Origin of the sequence: Cupriavidus sp. IK-TO18 (assembly GCF_015549295.1) — a bacterium.
Classification (GTDB): domain Bacteria; phylum Pseudomonadota; class Gammaproteobacteria; order Burkholderiales; family Burkholderiaceae; genus Cupriavidus; species Cupriavidus oxalaticus_A.
Genome location: NZ_JADGMP010000005.1, coordinates 64,222 through 83,584 on the forward strand (window position 1 = coordinate 64,222; position 19,363 = coordinate 83,584).

The window sequence follows — 19,363 nt, forward strand, 5'->3', positions numbered from 1 at the left end:
AGAATTTGGGAAAAACGGGATTATATCGTCCGCCAGGGGCATGGCGGCGCCGGCCGGCCGCCGGTTACAGCGGGCTGTGGAGCACAGGCCCCTTGAACACCACCGGGCCGCTCGGCCCGTCGGCATTGGGCGAGCCGCCAGTCGGCTCGATGCTGACCGCCAGGGCCGGCACTGCGGCGGGGGGGGCTGCCATCGCCAGGCGGACCTGCGGCGCCCGGCCGATCACGCCGAGCGAGCGCGGCTTGCCGCCGGCGGGCAGGGCCCACAATTGCAGCACCTGTTGCTCGCTCAGCTTTACGTGATCCAGGCGCCTCACGATCAGGCTGCGCGCGCCCGCATCCCAGGACACCAGCATGGCGGGCTGGGCCTGGTCGTCGTTGAGCACGGCGATGACCGCGGCCGGCGGGGCCTCGCGCTGTTGCGCCACCTGCATGCCGATCCCGATCGACAGCACTGTCACCACGGCCATTGCCGCCGCGGCGCCGCGCCAGAACACCGGAGCCGACCACAGCCGCTGCCACCAGCCGGCCGCCGCGACTTCAGCGGGCCTGGCAGGCTTGAGGGCCTCAACGGGCGGCTTCCAGCCCAGCCGGGCTTCGATGCCGCACCAGACCTTGTCGACCGGTTCCGCTGTGGCCTGCAACTCGGACACGCCGGCCAGCCGGTCCTGCCAGCGCAGGATGGCGGCGTGCACCGCCGGCTCTTCACGCGCGAGGTGTTCCATGCGCCGGCGCGCGCCACCGCGCAGCACGCCAAGCGCGTACTGGGCGGCAAGGCGATCGAGCAGCTCGGGATGGGCGGCCAGTTTCATGTCGCCGCCTCCAGGCAGTGGCGCAGCCGCTCCAGGCCGCGGCGCACCCAGGACTTGACTGTGCCCAGCGGCACGCGCAGCCGTGCCGCCAGCTCGGCATGGCTCAGATCGTGCAGGTACGCGAGCACGATCGCCTGCCGCTGCGCCTGCTCCAGCCGTTGCAGGCAGCGGTTCAGCGCGCGCGCCTGCTGGCTGGCATCGGCCAGCTCGGCGGGGCCGGCGGCGTCATCGGCCAGCCACTCGCCCAGGTCTTCTTCCAGCTCGACGGTCTGCGCAACGCGCGCGGCGGCGGCGCGGCGCAGGCTGTCGAGCGCCCGGTTGCGCACGATCGCTGTCATCCAGGTCATCGGCGCGGCCAGATGCGGCCGATAGTCGCCGGCGTGGTGCCAGATGCTGACAAAGCTTTCCTGCACGACATCCTCCGCCCAATCGCGCCTGCCAGTGATACGCAGCGCGAGGCCAAACAGTTTCGTTGCGGTGAGGTCATAGAGGCCGCGCAGTGCCTGGCGGTCGCCCACGGCCACGGCCTGCAGCAGCGCCTCCAGCCGGTCGGGACCGGCGGGCGCGGCATAAGACGGCTGGGGGGAGGACGGCACCGGGACGGGTCCTTGCAAGGGAGCTTTGCCGGATTATAGGTAGCGCCGCATCCAAACGCGCGGCGCGTGCGTAGAAGTGACAGGCGCAAGCCAGGCACCCCGGCCAACGGGGCGCCACGTTGTCATCCGTCACAGGAGAACACCATGGACCGCATGTCACAGAAACCCGCGCGCGAGGCCGGGACCATCGTCACGCTGCCGGATGCGCGCCGGCGGGGCTTGCTCAAGGCGCCCGGCCTGTTCGCGCTCGGCTCGCTGGCCGTCATCACGCTCGGCGAGTCGATGCCGGCGTGGGCGCAGACGCAGTCGGGCAGCACCAAGGACGACATCAATATCCTGAATACCGCTCTGGGGCTGGAGTACCAGGCGATTGCCGCCTACCAGGTCGGCGCCGAGAGCGGGCTGCTGCAGAAGCCGGTGCTCGCCACCGCGGTCAAGTTCCAGGACCACCACAAGGCCCATGCGCAGGTGCTGACCGGGACGGTGTCGAAGCTGGGTGGCACGCCGGTGATGGCGAAGAAGGCGTCGGAATACAAGTTCCCGACCGAGAGCCTGAAGAACCAGGCCGATGTGCTGCGCTTTGCAGCGGGGCTGGAGAAGGGCGCGACCGCCGCCTACCTGGGCGTGCTGCCGAACTTCCACAACCGCGAGCTGACCAGGGCCGCTGGCAGCATCCTCGGGGACGAGGCAATGCACTGGGCGGTGCTGCTGCATGCGCTGGGTGAGGATCCGGTGCCGGGGGCGTTTGTCGGCTGAAGCGACAAGGACTTGCCGATTGTTTGCTCCCCTCTCCCAAATGGGAGAGGGGAGCAAACCGGCGGTCCCACGATTGGCGTCAGCCCGTATTGCGCAACCCCGCCGCTACCCCGTTGATAGTCAGGTGAATCCCCCGTCGTACGCGGATATCATCCCCGTCCTTGCCGGCCCGGTAGCGCTTGAGCAGTTCCACCTGCAAGTGGTTCAGCGGATCCAGGTAGGCAAAGCGGTTCTTGATCGACCGTGCCAGCAGCGGGTTGTCCGCCAGCCTCTCCTGGTGCCCGGTGATCAGCGCCAGCATCTCGCTGGTCAGGTGCCATTCCTTGCTGATGCGGTTGAACACATTGCGGCGCAGCGCCGCGTCGTCGCACAGCTGCGCGTAGCGCGAAGCCACCGCCAGGTCGGTCTTGGCCAGCACCATGTCCATGTTGGACAGCAGCGTGGAGAAGAACGGCCAGGTCTTGACCATGCGGCGCAGCGTGGTGACGGCGGACTTGCGGGCCTTGTCGTCCGGCGCGCGGTCCAGCAGCGACTTCACCGCGCTGCCAAAGCCGTACCAGCCCGGCAGCAGCAGCCGGCACTGGCCCCACGAGAAGCCCCACGGGATCGCGCGCAGGTCTTCGATGCGGCGGTGCTTCTTGTCCATCAGCTTGCGCGACGCCGGGCGCGAACCCAGGTTCAGGTCGGCGATCTCGGTGATCGGCGTGGTGGCGAAGAAGTAGTCCTTGAAGCCCGGGGTCTCGTAGACCAGGTCGCGGTAGGCCGTGAAGGCGCGGTCGGACAGCTGCTGCATCACCGCCTCGAACATGTCGAGGTCCCTGGGCGCGTTCTGCTGCGGCAGCAGCGATGCTTCCAGCGTGGCCGCGACCACCGTCTCCAGGTTGCGCCGGCCGATCTCGGCGTTGGCGAACTTGCTGTTGATGATCTCGCCCTGCTCGGTCAGGCGGATCTGGCCGTTGACCGTGCCCGGCGGCTGCGACAGGATGGCGTCGTAGGTCGGGCCGCCGCCGCGGCCGACGGTGCCGCCGCGGCCGTGGAACAGGCGCAGCTTGACCTGGCGCTCTTCAAAGAGCTGCACCAGCGCCAGCTCGGCCTTGTACAGCTCCCAGTTGGAGGTCAGGAAGCCGCCGTCCTTGTTGGAGTCCGAGTAGCCGAGCATCACTTCCTGCTCGACGCCATGGTGCGCAATCACCGAATCGAAGCCGGGCAGGTCCAGCAGCGACTGCATGATGCCGGCGGCGTTGCGCAAGTCCTCGATGGTCTCGAACAGCGGGATCACCATCAGTTCCATGCGCGCCGGATCGGTCTTGCTGCCCAGCGTGCCTTGCAGCATGCCGGATTCCTTCTGCAGCAGCATGACCTCGACCAGGTCGGACAGCGTCTCGGTGTGCGAGATGATGTAGTTGCGCGCGATGCGCTTGCCGTAGCGCTTGCGCAGCTCGCGCGCGGCGGCAAAGATCGCCAGTTCCTTGCGGGTCTGCTCGGAGTACTCGTGCCAAGGCAGCGTCAGCAGGCGCGGCTGGCGCAGCTCGGCCAGCAGCAGCTCCAGCTTGCGCTGCTCGGGCAGCGCGGCGTAGTCGGGGGCGATGCCGGCGGCGGCGAACAGCTCGGCGATGACGGCTTCGTGCACGTCCGACACCTGGCGCATGTCGACTGACGCCAGGTGGAAGCCGAACACGCCGATGGCACGCGCCAGCGCGTCGATGCGCGCACCTGCGAGCGCCTGGCCGTGGTTCTCGCGCAGCGAGTCGATCACCACCTGCACGTCGGCGGCGAAGGCTTCGGCGCTGTCATAGGGCTCGGCCGGCGCCACCGGGCGGCGCGGCGCGGCGTGGCCGGTCAGCGTCTTGCAGGTGGCGGCCAGGCGCGCGTAGATGCCGATCAGCGCGCGGCGATACGGTTCATCGGCGCGATGCTCGGAAATATCGGGCGAGCGCTCGGCCAGCGCCAGCAGTTCGGGGCTGGCATCGACCATCAGCGTCGACATCGACAGCTCGGCGCCCAGCGCATGGACTTCATCCAGGTACCAGTCCAGGATCATCTGGGCCTGCTGGCTGGAGGCGTGTTCCAGGGTCTCGGCGGTCACGTTGGGATTGCCGTCGCGGTCGCCACCGATCCACGAGCCCATCTGCAGGAACGGCGCCAGCGGCGTGGGCTGCGTGCCCGGGGTGCCCTTGCGCTTGCGCGTGGTCGGGAACACTGCGGCGATGTCTTCTTCCAGCTCCGTCATCAGCTGCGGGATGCCGCGCAGGAAGCAGGTGCGGTAGTAAGACAGCGCGTTGTCGATCTCGTCGCCCACCGTCAGGCGCGCGTCGCGCAGCATGCGGGTCTGCCACAGCGTGGTGACCTTGGCGCGCAGCTGGGCGGTGTTGTGCTCGCGCTCGCGCGCGGTCGTCGGCAGGTCGCGCTCGGCCAGCAGGCGGGCGATCTCGCGCTCGGCGTCCAGGATGCTCTTGCGCTGGACTTCGGTCGGGTGCGCGGTCAGCACCGGCACGATCAGCGCCTCGTCCAGGAACTTGCGCAGCTGCTTGCCGGTGACGCCGGCGGCGTCGATCTTTTCCAGCGCGTGCTGCAGGCTGCCGGCCTGCGGCGGCGAGCCGGCCAGCGCATGCACGCGGCGGCGACGGTTGTGGTGCTGGTCCTCGGCGATGTTGGCCAGGTGCGAGAAATAGCTGAACGCGCGCACCACCTGGTTGGTCTGGTCGCGCGACAGGCGCTTGAGCAGGCGGTCCAGCTCGGCGCCGGCGGCACGGTCGTTCTCGCGGCGGAAGCGCACCGCGGTCTGGCGGATGGTTTCGACCACCTCGAAGGCGGCGTCGCCCTCCTGTTCGCGCAGGCAATCGCCCAGCAGGCGGCCCAGGAAGCGGATGTCCTCGCGCAGCGGCAGGTCTTTGTCAGCGGTGCGGCGGCCGGGGGCGGCGGCGATGGTGGTTCCGTTGCTCGACACGATGGAAAGCTGGGGTTTGGAGACGCGCTTCGCGGTGCGCGAGGTGGCGCCGCTGCTGCCTTCGGTGCCGCTGCGGCGGGCCGCGCGGGTCGGTTTGGTGGCGGATGCGCCGTTTGCTTCACCCAAGCCGGCGGCCGGATCCTTCGCGGCCGAAGCGCCGGCGGATGTGCCCGAAGCGCCCGAAGCGGCGGTCTTGCGGCCAGTGGGGCGCGCAGCGTGCTGCGTCATGCAATCTCCTCGTCTGCTTATCTATATTGGTGCGGAGCGGCTATTGGGTCGCGTGCTAACATTCACGGATGCAAGCATCCGCCATCCCGTCTTCCTCTACCGCTGTCGTGTCTAGCAACCTTCCGCAAAAGCTCGTCATTGCCTCCCGCGAGAGCCGTCTGGCCATGTGGCAGGCTGAACATGTGCGTGCTGCATTGCAACAATACTATCCCGCGTGTGACGTGTCCATTCTTGGCATGACCACGCGCGGAGACCAGATTCTAGACCGTACGCTGTCGAAAGTCGGCGGCAAGGGTCTGTTTGTCAAAGAACTGGAGTTCGCGATGGACGAAGGCCGCGCGGACCTGGCGGTGCATTCGCTCAAGGATGTGCCGATGGAACTGCCTCCCGGCTTCGCGCTGACCGCGGTGATGGAGCGCGAGGACCCGCGCGACGCACTGGTTTCGAACAGCTTTGCCTCGCTCGACGAGATGCCGCCCGGCACCGTGGTCGGCACCTCCAGCCTGCGCCGCGAGGCCTTGCTGCGCACCCGCTATCCGCACCTGGTGGTCAAGCCGCTGCGCGGCAACCTCGACACGCGGCTCGGCAAGCTTGACCGGGGCGAATATGGCGCCATCATTCTGGCCGCCGCGGGGCTCAAGCGCCTGGGCCTGAATGACCGCATCCGCGCGGTGATCCCCGTTGAGTCGTCGCTGCCCGCGGCCGGGCAGGGCGCGCTTGGCATCGAGATCCCGTCCAACCGCCCCGAGCTGGCCGCCTGGCTGGCTCCGCTCAACCACCAGCCGACGCTGCTGGCCGTGGCCGCTGAGCGCGCCGTGGCGCGCATGCTGAACGGTTCGTGCCAGGTACCGCTGGCGGCCCACGCATACTGGGACGGCGACCAGCTCAGGCTCGACGCCTTTGTCGGCATGCCCGACGGCACGCGCGGCCTGCGCGCCGCCGTTGCCGGCCCGGCCACCGACCTGGGCGCCGCGGAAGCCCTTGGCCAGGCCTGCGCGCGCGACCTGCTGGCGCAGGGCGCCGAAGCGATCCTCGCCGCGCTCGCCGATCCCGCCGCCGCCTCGCCCGGCACGCCCGGCACGCAACCTCCCGCCTGAGGCTGACCGATGCCCCGCCCGACCGTCGTTGTCACACGACCCGCCGGGCAGTCCCGGCAACTGACCGAGGCGCTGCAGGCCGCGGGTCTGGACGTGCTCAGCTTTCCGCTGCTGGCGATCGGCCCGGCCGCCGACGACGCGCCGCTGCGCGCGGCCCTGGCGCGGCTCGATCAGTTTGCGCTGGTGGTCTTTGTCAGTCCCAACGCCATTGCCCATGCGCTGGATGCGCTGGCCGGCGTGCAGGGTGCCGCCACGGCGCAATGGCCGGCGCAGGTGCCGGCCGCCGTGGTTGGTCCGGCCAGCGTGGCCGCATTGGCCGAGCGTGGCATCGCGCCGCCCACCTGCCGGGTGATCGCGCCGGCCGGCGCCGCAGGGAACGGGCAGGGCGCCGATGACGCCAGCGAAAGCAGCCATCACAACCACGACCCGAACCACGACGCCGAAGGCCCGCGCTTCGATTCCGAGGCGCTGTGGGCCCAGCTCGATCCCGCCACGCTCGCCGGCAAGCCCGTCCTGATCGTCCGCGGCAACGGCGGCCGCGACTGGCTCGGCGACCGCCTGCGCGAAGCCGGTGCCCAGGTCGAGGCCGTCGAGGCCTACCGGCGCACGCTGCCGGAGCCCGGCGCGATGCAATGGCAGGCCGTGCGCGACAGCGTGCAGGCCGGCGCGCCGCCCCATGTATGGCTGCTGACCAGCTCAGAGGCCGTGCGTAACCTCGACACGCTCGCGCGTCAACACCTTTCGCCGCAGGAAAATGCCGGCCTGCGGCAGGTGCAGTGCATCGCGCCGCATGCGAGAATCGCCGAACAAGCGCTGGCACTGGGCTTCAGCCATATCCTGCGTGCCGCGCCGGGCGATGCTGGCCTGCTCGCGGCGTGCCTGCAATGGGCCGATGCCCACGCCGGTCCGGTGCCGGTGGCGGCTGCGCCGGAAGCTGCCGGTGTATCGGGTGCATCCGGCCGCGCTGGCGCGATAACAGACACCAGCCCGGTGCGCGCCGGGGCACCGGCGCCAGCGCCGGCTGTCGCAGTCCCCGCAACGTCAACGAAGGTCGAACGCGTGACGCAAGAAACCACGTCCTCCTCCGCTACACCGCCGCCCGCTGCGGCCTCGGCGGCCTCCGCGCCCGCTCCGGGCCCCGGCGCCCCCGCTTCCTCCGCCGGCCAGCACGCTGCCGCGCGCAAGCCCGCGGCGCTGTGGGCCCTGGTGGCCGTGCTGGTGGTTGCCACCGCCGGCGGCTTCTGGTGGCTGCAGCAGCGCGTGGACCACCTGACCGGCGAACTGGCCCGGCGCCAGCAAAGCAACGACGCGCTGGTGCAGGAGTCGCGCGTGCTGACGCGCAATGCGCAGGACACTGTCAAGGAGCTGCAGGCCAAGGTCGGCGCGCTCGAAAACCAGGTCGGCGAGACCCGCGACAAGCAGGTGGCGCTGGAGCAGGTCTACCAGGATCTGATGCGCAACCGCGACGACTGGGAAATCGCCGAGATCCAGCAACTGCTGACCAACGCCGGCCAGCAGTTGCAGCTGACCGGTAACGTGCAGGTTGCGCTGGCCGCGCTGCAAAGCGCCGACGCGCGCCTGGCGCGCACCGACAAGCCGCAGTACAACCTGCTGCGCCGAGCCATTGCCCGCGACATCGCGCGCATGAAGGCCGTGCCCGACACCGACCTGACCGGCGCCGCGATCAAGCTGGACGAAGCCATCAACCAGGTCGACGCGCTGCCGCTGCTGTCCAGCGAACGCATGCTCGAACGCACCGAGGCCGATGCCCGCAAGGAGGGCGCGGCCGGCAAGGGCGGCGCCAGCGCCCCGGCGGCGGCTGCCACCAACGGCTGGTTCTCCCGCCTGTGGACCTACCTGCGCGACGAAATGGCGCAGGTAGTCCGCATCCGCAAGGTCGACGATGCGGAAGCGCTGCTGCTGTCCGGCGACCAGGGCTGGTTCCTGCGCGAGAACGTCAAGCTGCGCCTGCTCAATGCGCGGCTGGCACTGCTGTCGCGCAACGAGCCGGTGTTCCGCAACGACCTGGCTGCGGCGCAGGCGATGATCGGGCGCTATTTCGACACCAAGTCGCGCCGCGTGCAGGGCGTGCTGACCCTGCTCAGGCAGGCCCAGGCAGGCGCGGTGACGGTGCAGTTGCCGACCATGTCCGAGAGCCTGGGCGCGTTGAACGCCCTGAAGAAGGAGTAAGCCCAATGCGCCTTCTGTTCTGGGTTGCGGTCCTGTTCGGCGGCGCCGTCGGGCTGGCGCTCTTCACGCAGTTCAACCACAGCAATGTGGTGCTGTTCTATCCGCCGTACCGCGTCGAGCTGTCGCTGAACCTGGCGCTGGCCTTGCTGCTGCTGCTGTTCTTCGTGGTCTGGACGGTGATGTCCACCATCCGACATCTGTCCGAAATGCCGCGCCGCGCCGCCGCCTACCGCGAGCGCAGCCGCATGAACAAGGCGCAGGCGGCGCTGCGCGAGTCGATCGAGAACCTGTTCGCCGGCCGCTTCGCCCGCGCCGAGCGCTGCGCGCGCGAGGCCCAGTCCTGGGAAGACCAGGCCCAGACCGCCGCGCTGATCGGCGCGCGCGCCGCGCACCGCATGCAGGAGACCGAGCGGCGCGATGCCTGGATGTCGCAGGTTACCGATCCCGAGCGCGAGCAGGCACGCCTGGTGTCGATGGCCGAACTGCTGGTCGATGCCCGCGACGCCGACGGCGCGCTGGAAACCATCGCCCAGCTGCAGGCCCAGGGCGCGCGCCAGATCCATGTGCAGCGCATCGCGCTGCGCGCGCACCAGCACCTGAAGAACTGGTCCGAAGTACTGCGCCTGGCGCGCTCGCTGGAGAAGCGCAACGCGCTGCACCCGGTGCTGGCGCTGCGGCTCAAGCAGATGGCGGTCGAGGCCATGCTCGACGAGCGCCGCCACGATGCCGACGCCCTCGGCGAATTCTGGCGATCGCTGTCCGCCGACGAGCGCCGCGCCACGCGCATCGCCGAACCCGCCGCGCGCTACTTTGCCGCGCTGGGCCGTCAGAACGAAGCCCGCCGCATCATCGAGGACGCGCTCAAGTTCAACTGGGACAGCCGCCTGGTGCTGCGCTACGCCGACTGCGCGGTGCCCGGCCATGCGCTGCCGCAGATCCAGCAGGCCGAGAAATGGCTGGCCGGGCATCCCGCCGATGCCGACCTCTACTACACGCTGGGCGTGCTGTGCCTGGGCGAGAAGCTGTGGGGCAAGGCCCAGTCCAGCTTCGAGCGAGCGCTGAAGTATGCCGATATCGACCAGCAGCGCCGGCTGCGCGTGCGCACGCACCTGGCGCTGGCGCGGCTGTTCGAGGAAACCGAGCGTTTCGAGGACGCGCAGCGGCACTATCGCGAAAGCGCGATGCTGGCGGCCTGAGCGGTCGCCTCCGGCGTTCACTCGTCCGGGTCGTCCTGTTCCATGCCGGCGGCGCTGCGCTTGCCGCCTTCCTTCACCACCCCATACCGCGCCAGCGTTTCCTTGCGCGCCACGTCATGCTGCACCAGCGGGCGCGGGTAGTCCTCGCCCAGTCGCACGCCGGCATTCGCCAGCACATGGTCGGGGGCGGTCCACGGCGCATGCAGGTACTTGTCGGGCAACGCCGCCAGCTGTGGCAGGTACTTGCGGATAAAGCGCCCCTGCGGGTCAAACTTCTCCGACTGAGTCACCGGGTTGAAGATGCGGAACCACGGCTGCGCGTCGCAGCCGGTCGACGCCGCCCATTGCCAGCCGCCGTTGTTGGCGGACAAGTCGAAATCATTGAGCAGGTCGGCAAAGTACTGCTCCCCGCGGTGCCAGTCCACGCCCAGGTCCTTGACCAGGAAGCTGGCCGTGACCATGCGCAGCCGGTTGTGCATATAGCCGCTCTGCCGGATTTGCAGCATGGCGGCATCGACCAGCGGATAGCCGGTGGCGGCATCGCACCAGGCGTGGAAATAGCGCTCGCCGGTTTCGCCGTCCTGCCAGCGGATTTGGTCGTAGGCCGGGTGGAAGGCCGCGCCGCCGGCCACGCGCGGATGATGGTGCAGGATCATGAAGTAAAAATCGCGCCAGATCAGCTCGGACAGCCACGCCGTCGCGCCCGCGCTGTCCGCGCCGCCGCGCAGCACCGCTTCATGCGCGGTACGCGCCAGCGTGCGGATCGAGATGGTGCCGAAGCGCAGGTGCACCGACAGGTAGCTGGGACCGCGCAGGGCAGGGTAGTCGCGGCGGCGGCCGTAGTCGCCGATGCGCCCGGTGAATTCCTCGAACAGCGCTTGCGCACCGGCGGCGCCGGTCGGCATGGCGATCCCGGCGAGGTTGCTGGTGCGGAAGCCAAGCTGTTCGAGCGTCGGCAACGGCTGGCGATATGCTGCCGGCGCGGGCGCCAGCGCATGCAGGTACGGGTCGATCGGATACGGGCGCAGGTCAAACGGCTGCACGGTCCGCAGCCAGGCATTCTTGTAGGGCGTGAACACCGAGAAGGGCTTGCGCTGCCCGTTCAGGATCTCGTCGCGCTCGAAGATGGCCTGGTCCTTGAACGTGAACAGCGCGCGCGCCTGCGCCGCCAGCGCCTGGCGCACGCTGTCATCGCGTGCCATGGCGGCAGGCTCGTAGTCGTGGTTGGCAAAGACCGCCTGGACGTCCAATGCTTGCGCCAGCGCGGGAACGGCGTCGACGGCGCGATCGTCCAGCACGATCAGCCCGCCGCCAGCCGCTGTCAGCGTCTCGGCCAGTTCCCGCAATGACTCGAGGATGAATTCGATGCGCCGGTCGGCCTGCAGGCCGCGCGCCAGAAGCGGGTCGAGGATGTCGCGGTCGAATACGAAGACGCACCACACCCGGGCACAATGCCTGAGGGCATAATGCAGCGCCGCGTGGTCGCTGGCGCGCAGGTCGCGCCGGAACCAGACCAGCCCGCGCTCGAAATCCTGGCCGATACGGTAATGTCTGCGGCCCGATGCCGGAGGGTCTGCTGGCTGCATGCGCGCTGCCTGACGGAGTCGAAGGAATGCGCGCAATGATGCCGGCAAATGGCTTGTCGCGGAGATGCGTCGCGCCAATACCCTAACATAGCGGTTCGGCACCGATCTGCCACCCAAACAACGATTACAGCAACAAAGCACATGACACTCGACCGTATTCTCCAATCCCAGGGCTTCGGCACCCGCCGCTACTGCGGCGACCTGGTCGCCGCCGGGCTGGTCGAAGTCAACGGCGCGCTGTGCGAGGATCCGCGCGCCCAGTTCGAGGTGGACGGCCTGCGCCTGACCGTCGATGGCGAGGAGTGGATCGCCTGCACCAAGGCCTACCTGATGCTGAACAAGCCCGCCGGCTATGAGTGCTCGCAGCGACCGCGCCACCATCCCAGCGTGTACAACCTGCTGCCGGTGCCGCTGCGCCAGCGCGAGGTCCAGGCCGTGGGGCGGCTCGACCACGACACCACCGGCCTGCTGCTGCTGACCGATGACGGCCAGTTCATCCACGCCCAGACCTCGCCCAAGCGCAAGGTGCCCAAGGTCTATGAAGTGACGACTGCTGAGCCGGTCACGCCGGAACAGGCCCAGGCACTGGTCACAGGCGTGCAGCTGCTGGACGAACCCGCGCCGATCGCCGCAGAAGCCTGCGAGATCACCGGCGAACGCAGCCTGCGCCTGACCCTCCTGCAGGGCAAGTACCATCAGGTCAAACGCATGGTGGCCGCCGCGGGCAACCACGTCAGCGCCCTGCATCGCAGCGCGCTCGGCAGCCTGCAACTGGATCCGGAACTGGCGCAAGGGGAATGGCGCTGGCTGACGGCGGACGAACTCGCGGCGCTGACCCGCAAGGCATGACCAAAGGGCCGTATCATCGGTCCGCAATTCCCGGCAAGCGGCCCTGCGCGGGCGCCCATTGCTGCACTGCAACGCCCGCCAATCTTTTCCGGAAGACCCCCGGCGATTTGATAAAATGCAAGGCATGGCGAAGCCCGAAGCACCCATCAATCTGACCAATCAGTTCCTGATTGCCATGCCTGGCATGGCCGATCCGACCTTTTCGGGTTCCGTCGTCTATATCTGCGAACACAACGAGCGTGGCGCGCTCGGGCTGGTGATCAACCGGCCCATCGACATCGACATGGCCACGCTGTTCGACAAGATCGACCTCAAGCTTGAAATCCAGCCAGTGGCGCACCAGCCGGTCTATTTCGGCGGCCCGGTGCAGACCGAGCGCGGCTTCGTGCTGCACGACCCGGTCGGCGTCTATGTCTCGTCGCTGGCGGTGCCGGGCGGGCTGGAAATGACCACCTCCAAGGATGTGCTGGAAGCCGTGGCGAACGGCAGCGGCCCGCACCGCTTCCTGCTGACGCTGGGCTATTCCGGCTGGGGTGCCGGCCAGCTGGAAGAAGAACTCAGCCGCAACGGCTGGCTGACCGTCCAGGCCGATCCCGAGATCATCTTCAGCGTGCCGCCCGAAGGGCGCTTTGCCGCGGCCATCGGCCTGCTGGGCGTCGACGTCAACATGCTGTCGGGCGAGGCCGGGCATGCCTGACGCCGTGGGGCGCGAACTGCCCCGCGACGGCACGGTCCTGGCATTCGACTACGGCGAGAAAAAGATCGGCGTCGCGCTGGGCAACTTCATCACGCGCGAGGCGCGTGCGCTGACCATCCTGCCCAATATCACCGTTGAAGGCCGCTTCGAGGCCGTGGGCGCGCTGATCCAGGAATGGAGCCCGGTGCAGCTGATCGTCGGCATGCCGGTCAACCCGGACGGCGAAGAGCAGCCGATGATGCGGTTGGCGCGGCGCTTCGGCAACCAGCTCAACGGGCGCTTCAACCTGCCGGTGGAATGGGTGGACGAGCGCTATTCCTCGCGCGCCGCCTCGATGGCCGGCGCGCGCCGCGGCGAACTCGACGCCGAAGCCGCGCGCATCATCCTGCAACAGTATTTCGACCAATTCCCGCTATGACGCAGATTTCCGCACCCGACGCCGAGGCGCTGTACCGCAAGCTGCTGGACCAGGCCCGCGCCCTGATCCCCGACGCCGAGCGTGAACGCTGGTCGGTGGCAGGCATCCATTCCGGCGGCGCATGGATCGCCGCGCGCCTGGCCAGCGACCTGAACCTGCCCGAGCATGGCGTGATCAACGTCGCCTTCCATCGCGACGACTACGCCAAGAAGGGCCTGCACAGCCAGGCCCAGCCGACCACGCTGCCGTTTGCCGTGGAAGACCGCAACATCCTGCTGATCGACGACGTGCTGGCCACCGGCCGCACCATCCGCGCCGCCGTCAACGAACTGTTCGACTACGGCCGTCCGGCGCGCGTTGCGCTGGGCGTGCTGGCCGACCGCGGCGGGCGCCAGCTGCCGATCGCCGCCGACCTGGTGGCCGCCGAGATCGAACTGCCGCGCGGCAAGACGCTGGTGCTGTCGCGCCAGGGCGAGGGCGCCGACGCGCGCTTTGCCTTCGCCACCGAACCTACCGACACTGCCGCCGGCTGAGCCGGCGTTTGCCTGCCAGGCGCTGCATTGCACTGTAGCGCGCCTGGCGCCTGCCACGAGACCAGACCACCCCGTTTTTTGCCCGCGCCCGACCTGCCATGACCAAGACGTTCCGCAACCCGCAGCTCACCAAGAACGGCGAACTGAAGCATTTGCTGTCGATCGAGGGGTTGTCGCGTGACATGATCACGCACATCCTCGATACCGCCAGCCAGTTCGTATCGCTGTCCGACTCAGACCGCGATGTCAAGAAGGTGCCGCTGCTGCGCGGCAAGAGCGTGTTCAACCTGTTCTTCGAGAACTCCACCCGCACCCGCACCACCTTCGAAATCGCGGCCAAGCGGCTGTCGGCGGACGTACTCAACCTGAACATCAATGCGTCGTCGACCAGCAAGGGCGAGTCGCTGCTCGACACCATCAACAACCTGTCGGCCATGTCCGCAGACATGTTCGTGGTGCGCCATGCCAGTTCCGGCGCGCCCTACCTGATCGCCGAGCACGTCGCGCCGCATGTGCACGTGATCAACGCCGGCGACGGCCGCCATGCGCACCCGACGCAGGGTCTGCTGGATATGTTCACGATCCGGCACTTCAAGAAGGACTTCACCAACCTGACCGTTGCCATCGTCGGCGACATCCTGCACTCGCGCGTGGCGCGTTCGGATATCCACGCGCTGACCACGCTGGGCGTGCCCGAAGTGCGCGCCATCGGCCCGCGCACGCTGCTGCCGTCTGCCCTGGAGCAGATGGGCGTGCGCGTCTTCCACAACATGGAAGAGGGGCTCAAGGGCGTCGACGTGGTCATCATGCTGCGGCTGCAGAACGAACGCATGAGCGGCGCGCTGCTGCCGTCCGCGCAGGAATACTTCAAGGCGTACGGCCTGACACCGGAACGCCTGGCGCTGGCCAAGCCCGATGCCATCGTGATGCACCCGGGCCCGATGAACCGCGGCGTGGAGATCGACTCCGCCGTGGCCGACGGCCCGCAATCGGTGATCCTGAACCAGGTGACCTTCGGCATCGCCGTGCGCATGGCCGTAATGGGCATCGTGGCAGGGAACAACGACTGATGACGATGCGGTATAGCCAAGACCTACCGAACACGCCAAGCGACACGACCGATACGACAAGCCAAGCTATGAAGATTCACATCCAGGGCGGCCGCCTGATCGACCCGGCCAGCAACACCGATGCCGTGCAGGACCTCTACCTCGCCGCCGGCAAGATCGTCGGCGTCGGCAACGCCCCGGCGGACTTCACCGCCAACAAGGTGATCGACGCCAAGGGCCTGATCGTGTGCCCCGGCCTGGTCGACCTGTCCGCGCGCCTGCGCGAGCCCGGCTACGAATACAAGGCCACCCTCGAATCCGAAGTCGCCGCGGCCGCCGCCGGCGGCGTCACCAGCCTGATCTGTCCGCCCGATACCGACCCCGTGCTGGACGAGCCGGGCCTGGTCGAGATGCTCAAGTTCCGCGCCCGCACGCTCAACCAGACCCACGTCTACCCGCTGGGCGCGCTGACACTGGGGCTGAAAGGCGAAGTCCTGACCGAAATGAACCAGCTGACCGAGGCCGGCTGCGTCGGCTTCAGCCAGGCCGAGCAGCCGGTGCGCAACACCCAGGTGCTGCTGCGCGCGCTGCAATATGCGCAGACCTTCGGCTTCACCGTCTGGCTGCGCCCGGAAGACCCGTTCCTGGGCGGCGGCGTCGCCGCCAGCGGCCCGGTGGCGTCGCGCCTCGGCCTGTCCGGCGTATCCGTGATCGCCGAGACCGTGCGGCTGCACACTATCTTCGAACTGATGCGCTCCACCGGCGCCCGCGTGCACCTGTGCCGCCTGTCCTCCGCCGCCGGGCTGGAGCTGGTGCGCCAGGCCAAGCGCGAAGGCCTGCCGGTCAGCTGCGACGTCAATATCCACCACGTCTCGCTGACCGACATGGATATCGGCTACTTCAATTCGCAAATGCGCTTCTCGCCGCCGCTGCGCAGCACCCGCGACCGCGACGCCATCGTCGCCGCGCTGGCCGACGGCACCATCGACGCCCTGTGCTCCGACCACACCCCGGTGGACGACGACGAGAAACTGCTGCCCTTCGCCGAAGCCACTCCCGGCGCCACCGGCCTGGAACTGCTGCTGCCGCTGACCCTGCGCTGGGCCGCCGAACACAAGGTGCCGCTGGCACAGGCGCTGGCCCGCATCACCTCCGAGCCCGCGCGCCTGAGCGGCCTGAAGGCCGGCACGCTGGCCGCCGGCGCCCCCGCCGATGTCTGCGTGTTCGATCCGAAGCAGGTCTGGAAGGTCGATCGCCGCTCGCTCAAGAGCCAGGGCAAGAACACGCCGTGGCTCGGCTACGAGATGGAAGGCAAGGTGCGGATGACGCTGGTCGGCGGCCAGATCGTCTACGGCAACGGCGGCGGCAACGGTAACGGCAACCACGCCAACGCATGATCTGGCTGCGCAAGACCGCGCTGGTGCTGCACCTGCTGCGCGGGCTGCTGACCTGCGCGGTGCTGTTCCCGTGGCTGGGCGCGCGTTCGCGCGCCTGGCACATCCGGCGCTGGTCGCGGCGCTTGCTGCGCATCTGCGGGGTAGAGGTCGAAGTCGTCGATGTCCGCGGCGCGGCCCCGCATGGCGCCGCGCGCCAGGGTGCGCTGGTGGTGTCCAACCATATCTCGTGGCTGGACATCTATGTGATCCATAGCTGGCAACCGGTACGGTTCGTTGCCAAGTCCGAGATCCGGAGCTGGCCACTGATCGGCTGGCTGTGTGACAAGACCGGCACCATCTTCATCGAACGCGCGCGCAAGCGCGACGCCCACCGGGTCCTGCACGACATCACCGACGTCATGCTGCAGGGCGACCTCGTCGGCGTGTTCCCCGAAGGGACCACCACCGACGGTACCGGGGTGCTGCCGTTTCACGCCAACCTGATGCAAGCCCCGATCTCCGGGGGCCTGCCGGTGCAGCCGGTCGGACTGAACTACCTGGACGCGGCCACCGGCCAGCCGACGCTGGCGGCTGCCTACATCGACGACACCACGCTGCTGCAGTCGCTGAACGCCGTCCTGCGCGCCCCGCGCATCAAGGCGCGGGTGGTCATTGGCCCGCCGCTGGCACCGGCGTCCGCCGACCGCCGCGAGCTGGCAGGCGCCGCCCGCGAGGTCGTGCAGCATCTCGCGCAAGGGGCCGGTGACGAGGCAGTGGCAACGGCCGAGCGCCTGAACCAGCCGACCCAGCCTGCCGCCGAGCCCGTCGCAGCCTCCGCTGCCATCAGCTAGCGCGATTGCCCTCCCCGCCAAGGCGGGATTGCGCCTCAGGCCAGCGGATCACAATATTGCGGGCAATCGACCTGGACCACGGTCCGCTCGGCCGGATCCGCCGCCATGCGCGCCGCCGTCAGCTTGCCGCCCCAGACGCAGCCGGTATCCAGCGCCATCAGGTCCGGCCGCATCACCAGGCCCAGCGTCGACCAGTGCCCGCAAACCACGGTCACATCCCCGGTGCGCCGTCCCGGCACATCGAACCACGGCATAAAGCCGTCCGGCGCCTTGCCGAGCCCTTCCTTGGTCTTGAAGTCCATCACGCCATCGACGGTGCAATAGCGCAGTCGGGTAAGTGCATTGACCACCACGCGATGTCGTTCGATGCCGCGCAGGCCGTCGTGCCAGCGGTCTGGGGTATTGCCGAAGATGTCGGCTAGGAAGTCTTGCCAATTGGGGCCCTGGAGTTGGGCTTCGACTTCGTGGGCGAGGTCGATGACCTGGGGGGCGGTCCATTGGGGGAGGACGCCGGCGTGGACTAGGAGGAAGTTGTTTTCCAGCAGGGCCAAGGGGCGGTGGCGGAGCCAGGTGAGCAAGTCATCACAATCGGAGGCGGCAAGGATATCGTCGAGGGTGTCGGATTTGCCTTTCTTGCGGACGCCGGCGGCTACGGCAAGGAGGTGGATGTCGTGGTTGCCGAGGACGATCTCGGCGCGGGGAGCCATGGCATGGATGGTGCGAAGGGTCTGGAGGGAGGCGGGGCCGCGGTTGACGATGTCGCCGACGAAGCGGAGGGTGGGCTGCTCTCCGAGCCTTGGAAGCAGGGCGGACAAGGATGGCGCGCAGCCTTGGAGGTCGCCCACGGCGAAATGTGGTGTAAAGGATACGTTGGGTTTGGTCATCAAGGATCTGAGCAACTATTTCGCTTCTATTTGTAGTTTTGTGACCGATATACCGTGGCTTGGTTACATGAGGCTACAAAAAGAGGGGGTAGGGGCGTAAGTTAGGGCATTCAGTCAGATAGAATACCGCCACTTCTGCAGGCACTTAACGCCCCGCCGTCCTGGAAGAGGACAAGGTGGGCGCTCGGCTTTTGTCGGGTCATCGAAACATATCGACGCAAGGAGCAAGTTTTGTCCCATATTTTGGTCACAGGCGGCGCCGGGTTCATTGGCGCCAATTTCGTTCTGGCATGGCTGGGCGACAAGTCGGCGGACGGGGTCATCAACGTCGACAAGCTCACCTATGCAGGCAATCGGAAGACGCTGGCGTCGGTTGAGGATGATCCCCGCCACGTGTTCTCGCAAACGGATATCTGCGACCGCTCCGCCCTGGACGAGCTTTTCGCTACCTACAAGCCGCGCGCGGTAGTGCACTTTGCGGCGGAGAGCCATGTCGACCGCTCCATTCACGGCCCGGGCGAATTTATCCAGACGAATATCGTCGGTACCTTTACGCTGCTGGAAGCTGCGCGCGCCTATTGGGGTAGCCTGGAAGAACCGGCCAAGTCCGGATTCCGCTTCCTCCACGTCTCCACTGACGAGGTGTTCGGCTCGCTGAGCGAAACCGATCCCCAGTTCTCCGAGACGACGCCATACGCGCCCAACAGCCCATATTCCGCGTCCAAGGCAGCCTCGGACCACCTCGTCCGCGCCTACCACCACACCTACGGCCTGCCGGTCCTGACGACAAACTGTTCAAACAACTACGGCCCGTACCACTTCCCGGAAAAGCTGATCCCGTTGATCATCGCCAATGCGCTCGGCGGCAAGCCGCTGCCGATCTATGGCGACGGGCAGAACGTGCGCGACTGGTTGTACGTGCGGGACCATTGCTCCGCCATCCGTGAAGTGCTGGCACGCGGCCGCCTGGGTGAAACCTACAACGTCGGCGGCTGGAACGAGAAGACCAACCTCGACGTGGTGCACACCCTGTGCGACTTGCTAGACGAACTGTCTCCCAAGGCAACCGGCTCGTACCGCGACCAGATCACCTTCGTGAAGGACCGTCCTGGCCACGATCGCCGTTACGCGATCGATGCCCGCAAGCTGGAGCGCGAGCTTGGCTGGAAGCCGGCGGAGACGTTTGAGTCCGGCCTGCGCAAGACTGTGCAGTGGTACCTGGAAAACCAGGCATGGGTGCAGGACGTGATGTCCGGAGAGTATCGGAACTGGGTGGCGAAGCAGTATGCCGCTTGAGTA

At 68.1% G+C, this 19,363-nt stretch carries 17 protein-coding genes; 12 read left to right on the plus strand and 5 right to left on the minus strand.

Annotation, left to right across the window (positions count from 1 at the left end; translation table 11 throughout):
- Positions 1–64: 64 nt before the first annotated feature.
- Together IPF36_RS02745 and IPF36_RS02750 are read right to left on the minus strand one after the other, a co-directional pair.
- Positions 65–811: an anti-sigma factor gene (locus IPF36_RS02745; RefSeq protein ID WP_135705777.1), complete on the minus strand. Its 747-nt coding sequence runs from the start codon at positions 809–811 to the stop codon at positions 65–67.
- Positions 808–1,407, minus strand: a complete 600-nt coding sequence (locus IPF36_RS02750; RefSeq protein WP_133092481.1) for an RNA polymerase sigma factor — start codon at positions 1,405–1,407, stop codon at positions 808–810. The genes IPF36_RS02745 and IPF36_RS02750 overlap by 4 nt, the downstream gene beginning before the upstream one ends.
- A 153-nt stretch (positions 1,408–1,560) precedes the next feature.
- Here IPF36_RS02750 and IPF36_RS02755 point away from each other — a divergent pair, with 153 nt between their 5' ends.
- Positions 1,561–2,163: a ferritin-like domain-containing protein gene (locus IPF36_RS02755; RefSeq protein WP_255519668.1), complete on the plus strand. Its 603-nt coding sequence runs from the start codon at positions 1,561–1,563 to the stop codon at positions 2,161–2,163.
- A gap of 79 nt (positions 2,164–2,242) precedes the next feature.
- On the opposite strand, the gene ppc is transcribed toward IPF36_RS02755, so the two are convergent.
- Positions 2,243–5,338: a phosphoenolpyruvate carboxylase gene (gene ppc / locus IPF36_RS02760; protein ID WP_195427258.1), complete on the minus strand. Its 3,096-nt coding sequence runs from the start codon at positions 5,336–5,338 to the stop codon at positions 2,243–2,245.
- 68 nt (positions 5,339–5,406) lie between these two features.
- Between ppc and hemC the strand changes: the two genes are divergently transcribed.
- Genes hemC through IPF36_RS02775 form a run of 3 tightly spaced genes read left to right on the plus strand, consistent with a single transcriptional unit; the run spans position 5,407 to position 9,821 of the window.
- Complete coding sequence (gene hemC, locus IPF36_RS02765) at positions 5,407–6,435, plus strand: hydroxymethylbilane synthase (protein WP_195427259.1); 1,029 nt, start codon at positions 5,407–5,409, stop codon at positions 6,433–6,435.
- 9 nt (positions 6,436–6,444) lie between these two features.
- Positions 6,445–8,625 (plus strand): fused uroporphyrinogen-III synthase HemD/membrane protein HemX, encoded by a 2,181-nt coding sequence (gene hemDX, locus IPF36_RS02770; RefSeq protein WP_195427260.1) that lies wholly within the window; start codon positions 6,445–6,447, stop codon positions 8,623–8,625.
- Positions 8,626–8,630: 5 nt separating this feature from the next.
- Entirely contained in the window at positions 8,631–9,821 is a 1,191-nt protein-coding gene (locus IPF36_RS02775; protein ID WP_195427261.1) for a heme biosynthesis protein HemY, read from the plus strand.
- 17 nt (positions 9,822–9,838) lie between these two features.
- Here IPF36_RS02775 and IPF36_RS02780 read toward each other — a convergent pair whose 3' ends face one another.
- The gene (locus IPF36_RS02780; RefSeq protein WP_195427262.1) at positions 9,839–11,407 is read right to left on the minus strand and encodes a deoxyribodipyrimidine photo-lyase; all 1,569 of its coding nucleotides are present in this window, start codon (positions 11,405–11,407) and stop codon (positions 9,839–9,841) included.
- Between the two features lie 141 nt (positions 11,408–11,548).
- Between IPF36_RS02780 and IPF36_RS02785 the strand changes: the two genes are divergently transcribed.
- The 7 genes from IPF36_RS02785 (at position 11,549) to IPF36_RS02815 (ending at position 17,180) form a co-directional block, all read left to right on the plus strand.
- The gene (locus IPF36_RS02785; RefSeq protein ID WP_195427263.1) at positions 11,549–12,256 is read left to right on the plus strand and encodes a 16S rRNA pseudouridine(516) synthase; all 708 of its coding nucleotides are present in this window, start codon (positions 11,549–11,551) and stop codon (positions 12,254–12,256) included.
- Between the two features lie 124 nt (positions 12,257–12,380).
- Entirely contained in the window at positions 12,381–12,953 is a 573-nt protein-coding gene (locus tag IPF36_RS02790; RefSeq protein WP_041681585.1) for a YqgE/AlgH family protein, read from the plus strand.
- The gene (gene ruvX / locus IPF36_RS02795) at positions 12,946–13,371 is read left to right on the plus strand and encodes a Holliday junction resolvase RuvX (protein ID WP_133092474.1); all 426 of its coding nucleotides are present in this window, start codon (positions 12,946–12,948) and stop codon (positions 13,369–13,371) included. Before IPF36_RS02790 ends, ruvX begins: the two co-directional genes overlap by 8 nt.
- Positions 13,368–13,904 carry a bifunctional pyr operon transcriptional regulator/uracil phosphoribosyltransferase PyrR gene (pyrR, locus tag IPF36_RS02800; RefSeq protein WP_195427264.1) on the plus strand — a complete coding sequence of 179 codons (537 nt, stop codon included), beginning with the start codon at positions 13,368–13,370 and terminating at the stop codon, positions 13,902–13,904. The genes ruvX and pyrR overlap by 4 nt, the downstream gene beginning before the upstream one ends.
- Positions 13,905–14,002: 98 nt before the next feature.
- On the plus strand, positions 14,003–14,974 hold the full coding sequence (locus IPF36_RS02805; protein ID WP_195427265.1) for an aspartate carbamoyltransferase catalytic subunit: 972 nt from the start codon (positions 14,003–14,005) through the stop codon (positions 14,972–14,974).
- A gap of 68 nt (positions 14,975–15,042) precedes the next feature.
- Positions 15,043–16,350 carry a dihydroorotase gene (locus IPF36_RS02810; protein WP_195427266.1) on the plus strand — a complete coding sequence of 436 codons (1,308 nt, stop codon included), beginning with the start codon at positions 15,043–15,045 and terminating at the stop codon, positions 16,348–16,350.
- Positions 16,347–17,180 carry a 1-acyl-sn-glycerol-3-phosphate acyltransferase gene (locus IPF36_RS02815; RefSeq protein WP_195427267.1) on the plus strand — a complete coding sequence of 278 codons (834 nt, stop codon included), beginning with the start codon at positions 16,347–16,349 and terminating at the stop codon, positions 17,178–17,180. The genes IPF36_RS02810 and IPF36_RS02815 overlap by 4 nt, the downstream gene beginning before the upstream one ends.
- Before the next feature lie 35 nt (positions 17,181–17,215).
- Here IPF36_RS02815 and IPF36_RS02820 read toward each other — a convergent pair whose 3' ends face one another.
- Positions 17,216–18,064, minus strand: coding sequence for a symmetrical bis(5'-nucleosyl)-tetraphosphatase (locus IPF36_RS02820; protein WP_195427268.1), 849 nt, complete (start codon positions 18,062–18,064; stop codon positions 17,216–17,218).
- A gap of 231 nt (positions 18,065–18,295) precedes the next feature.
- Between IPF36_RS02820 and rfbB the strand changes: the two genes are divergently transcribed.
- Positions 18,296–19,360 carry a dTDP-glucose 4,6-dehydratase gene (gene rfbB, locus IPF36_RS02825; RefSeq protein WP_195427269.1) on the plus strand — a complete coding sequence of 355 codons (1,065 nt, stop codon included), beginning with the start codon at positions 18,296–18,298 and terminating at the stop codon, positions 19,358–19,360.
- Positions 19,361–19,363 lie beyond the last annotated feature (3 nt).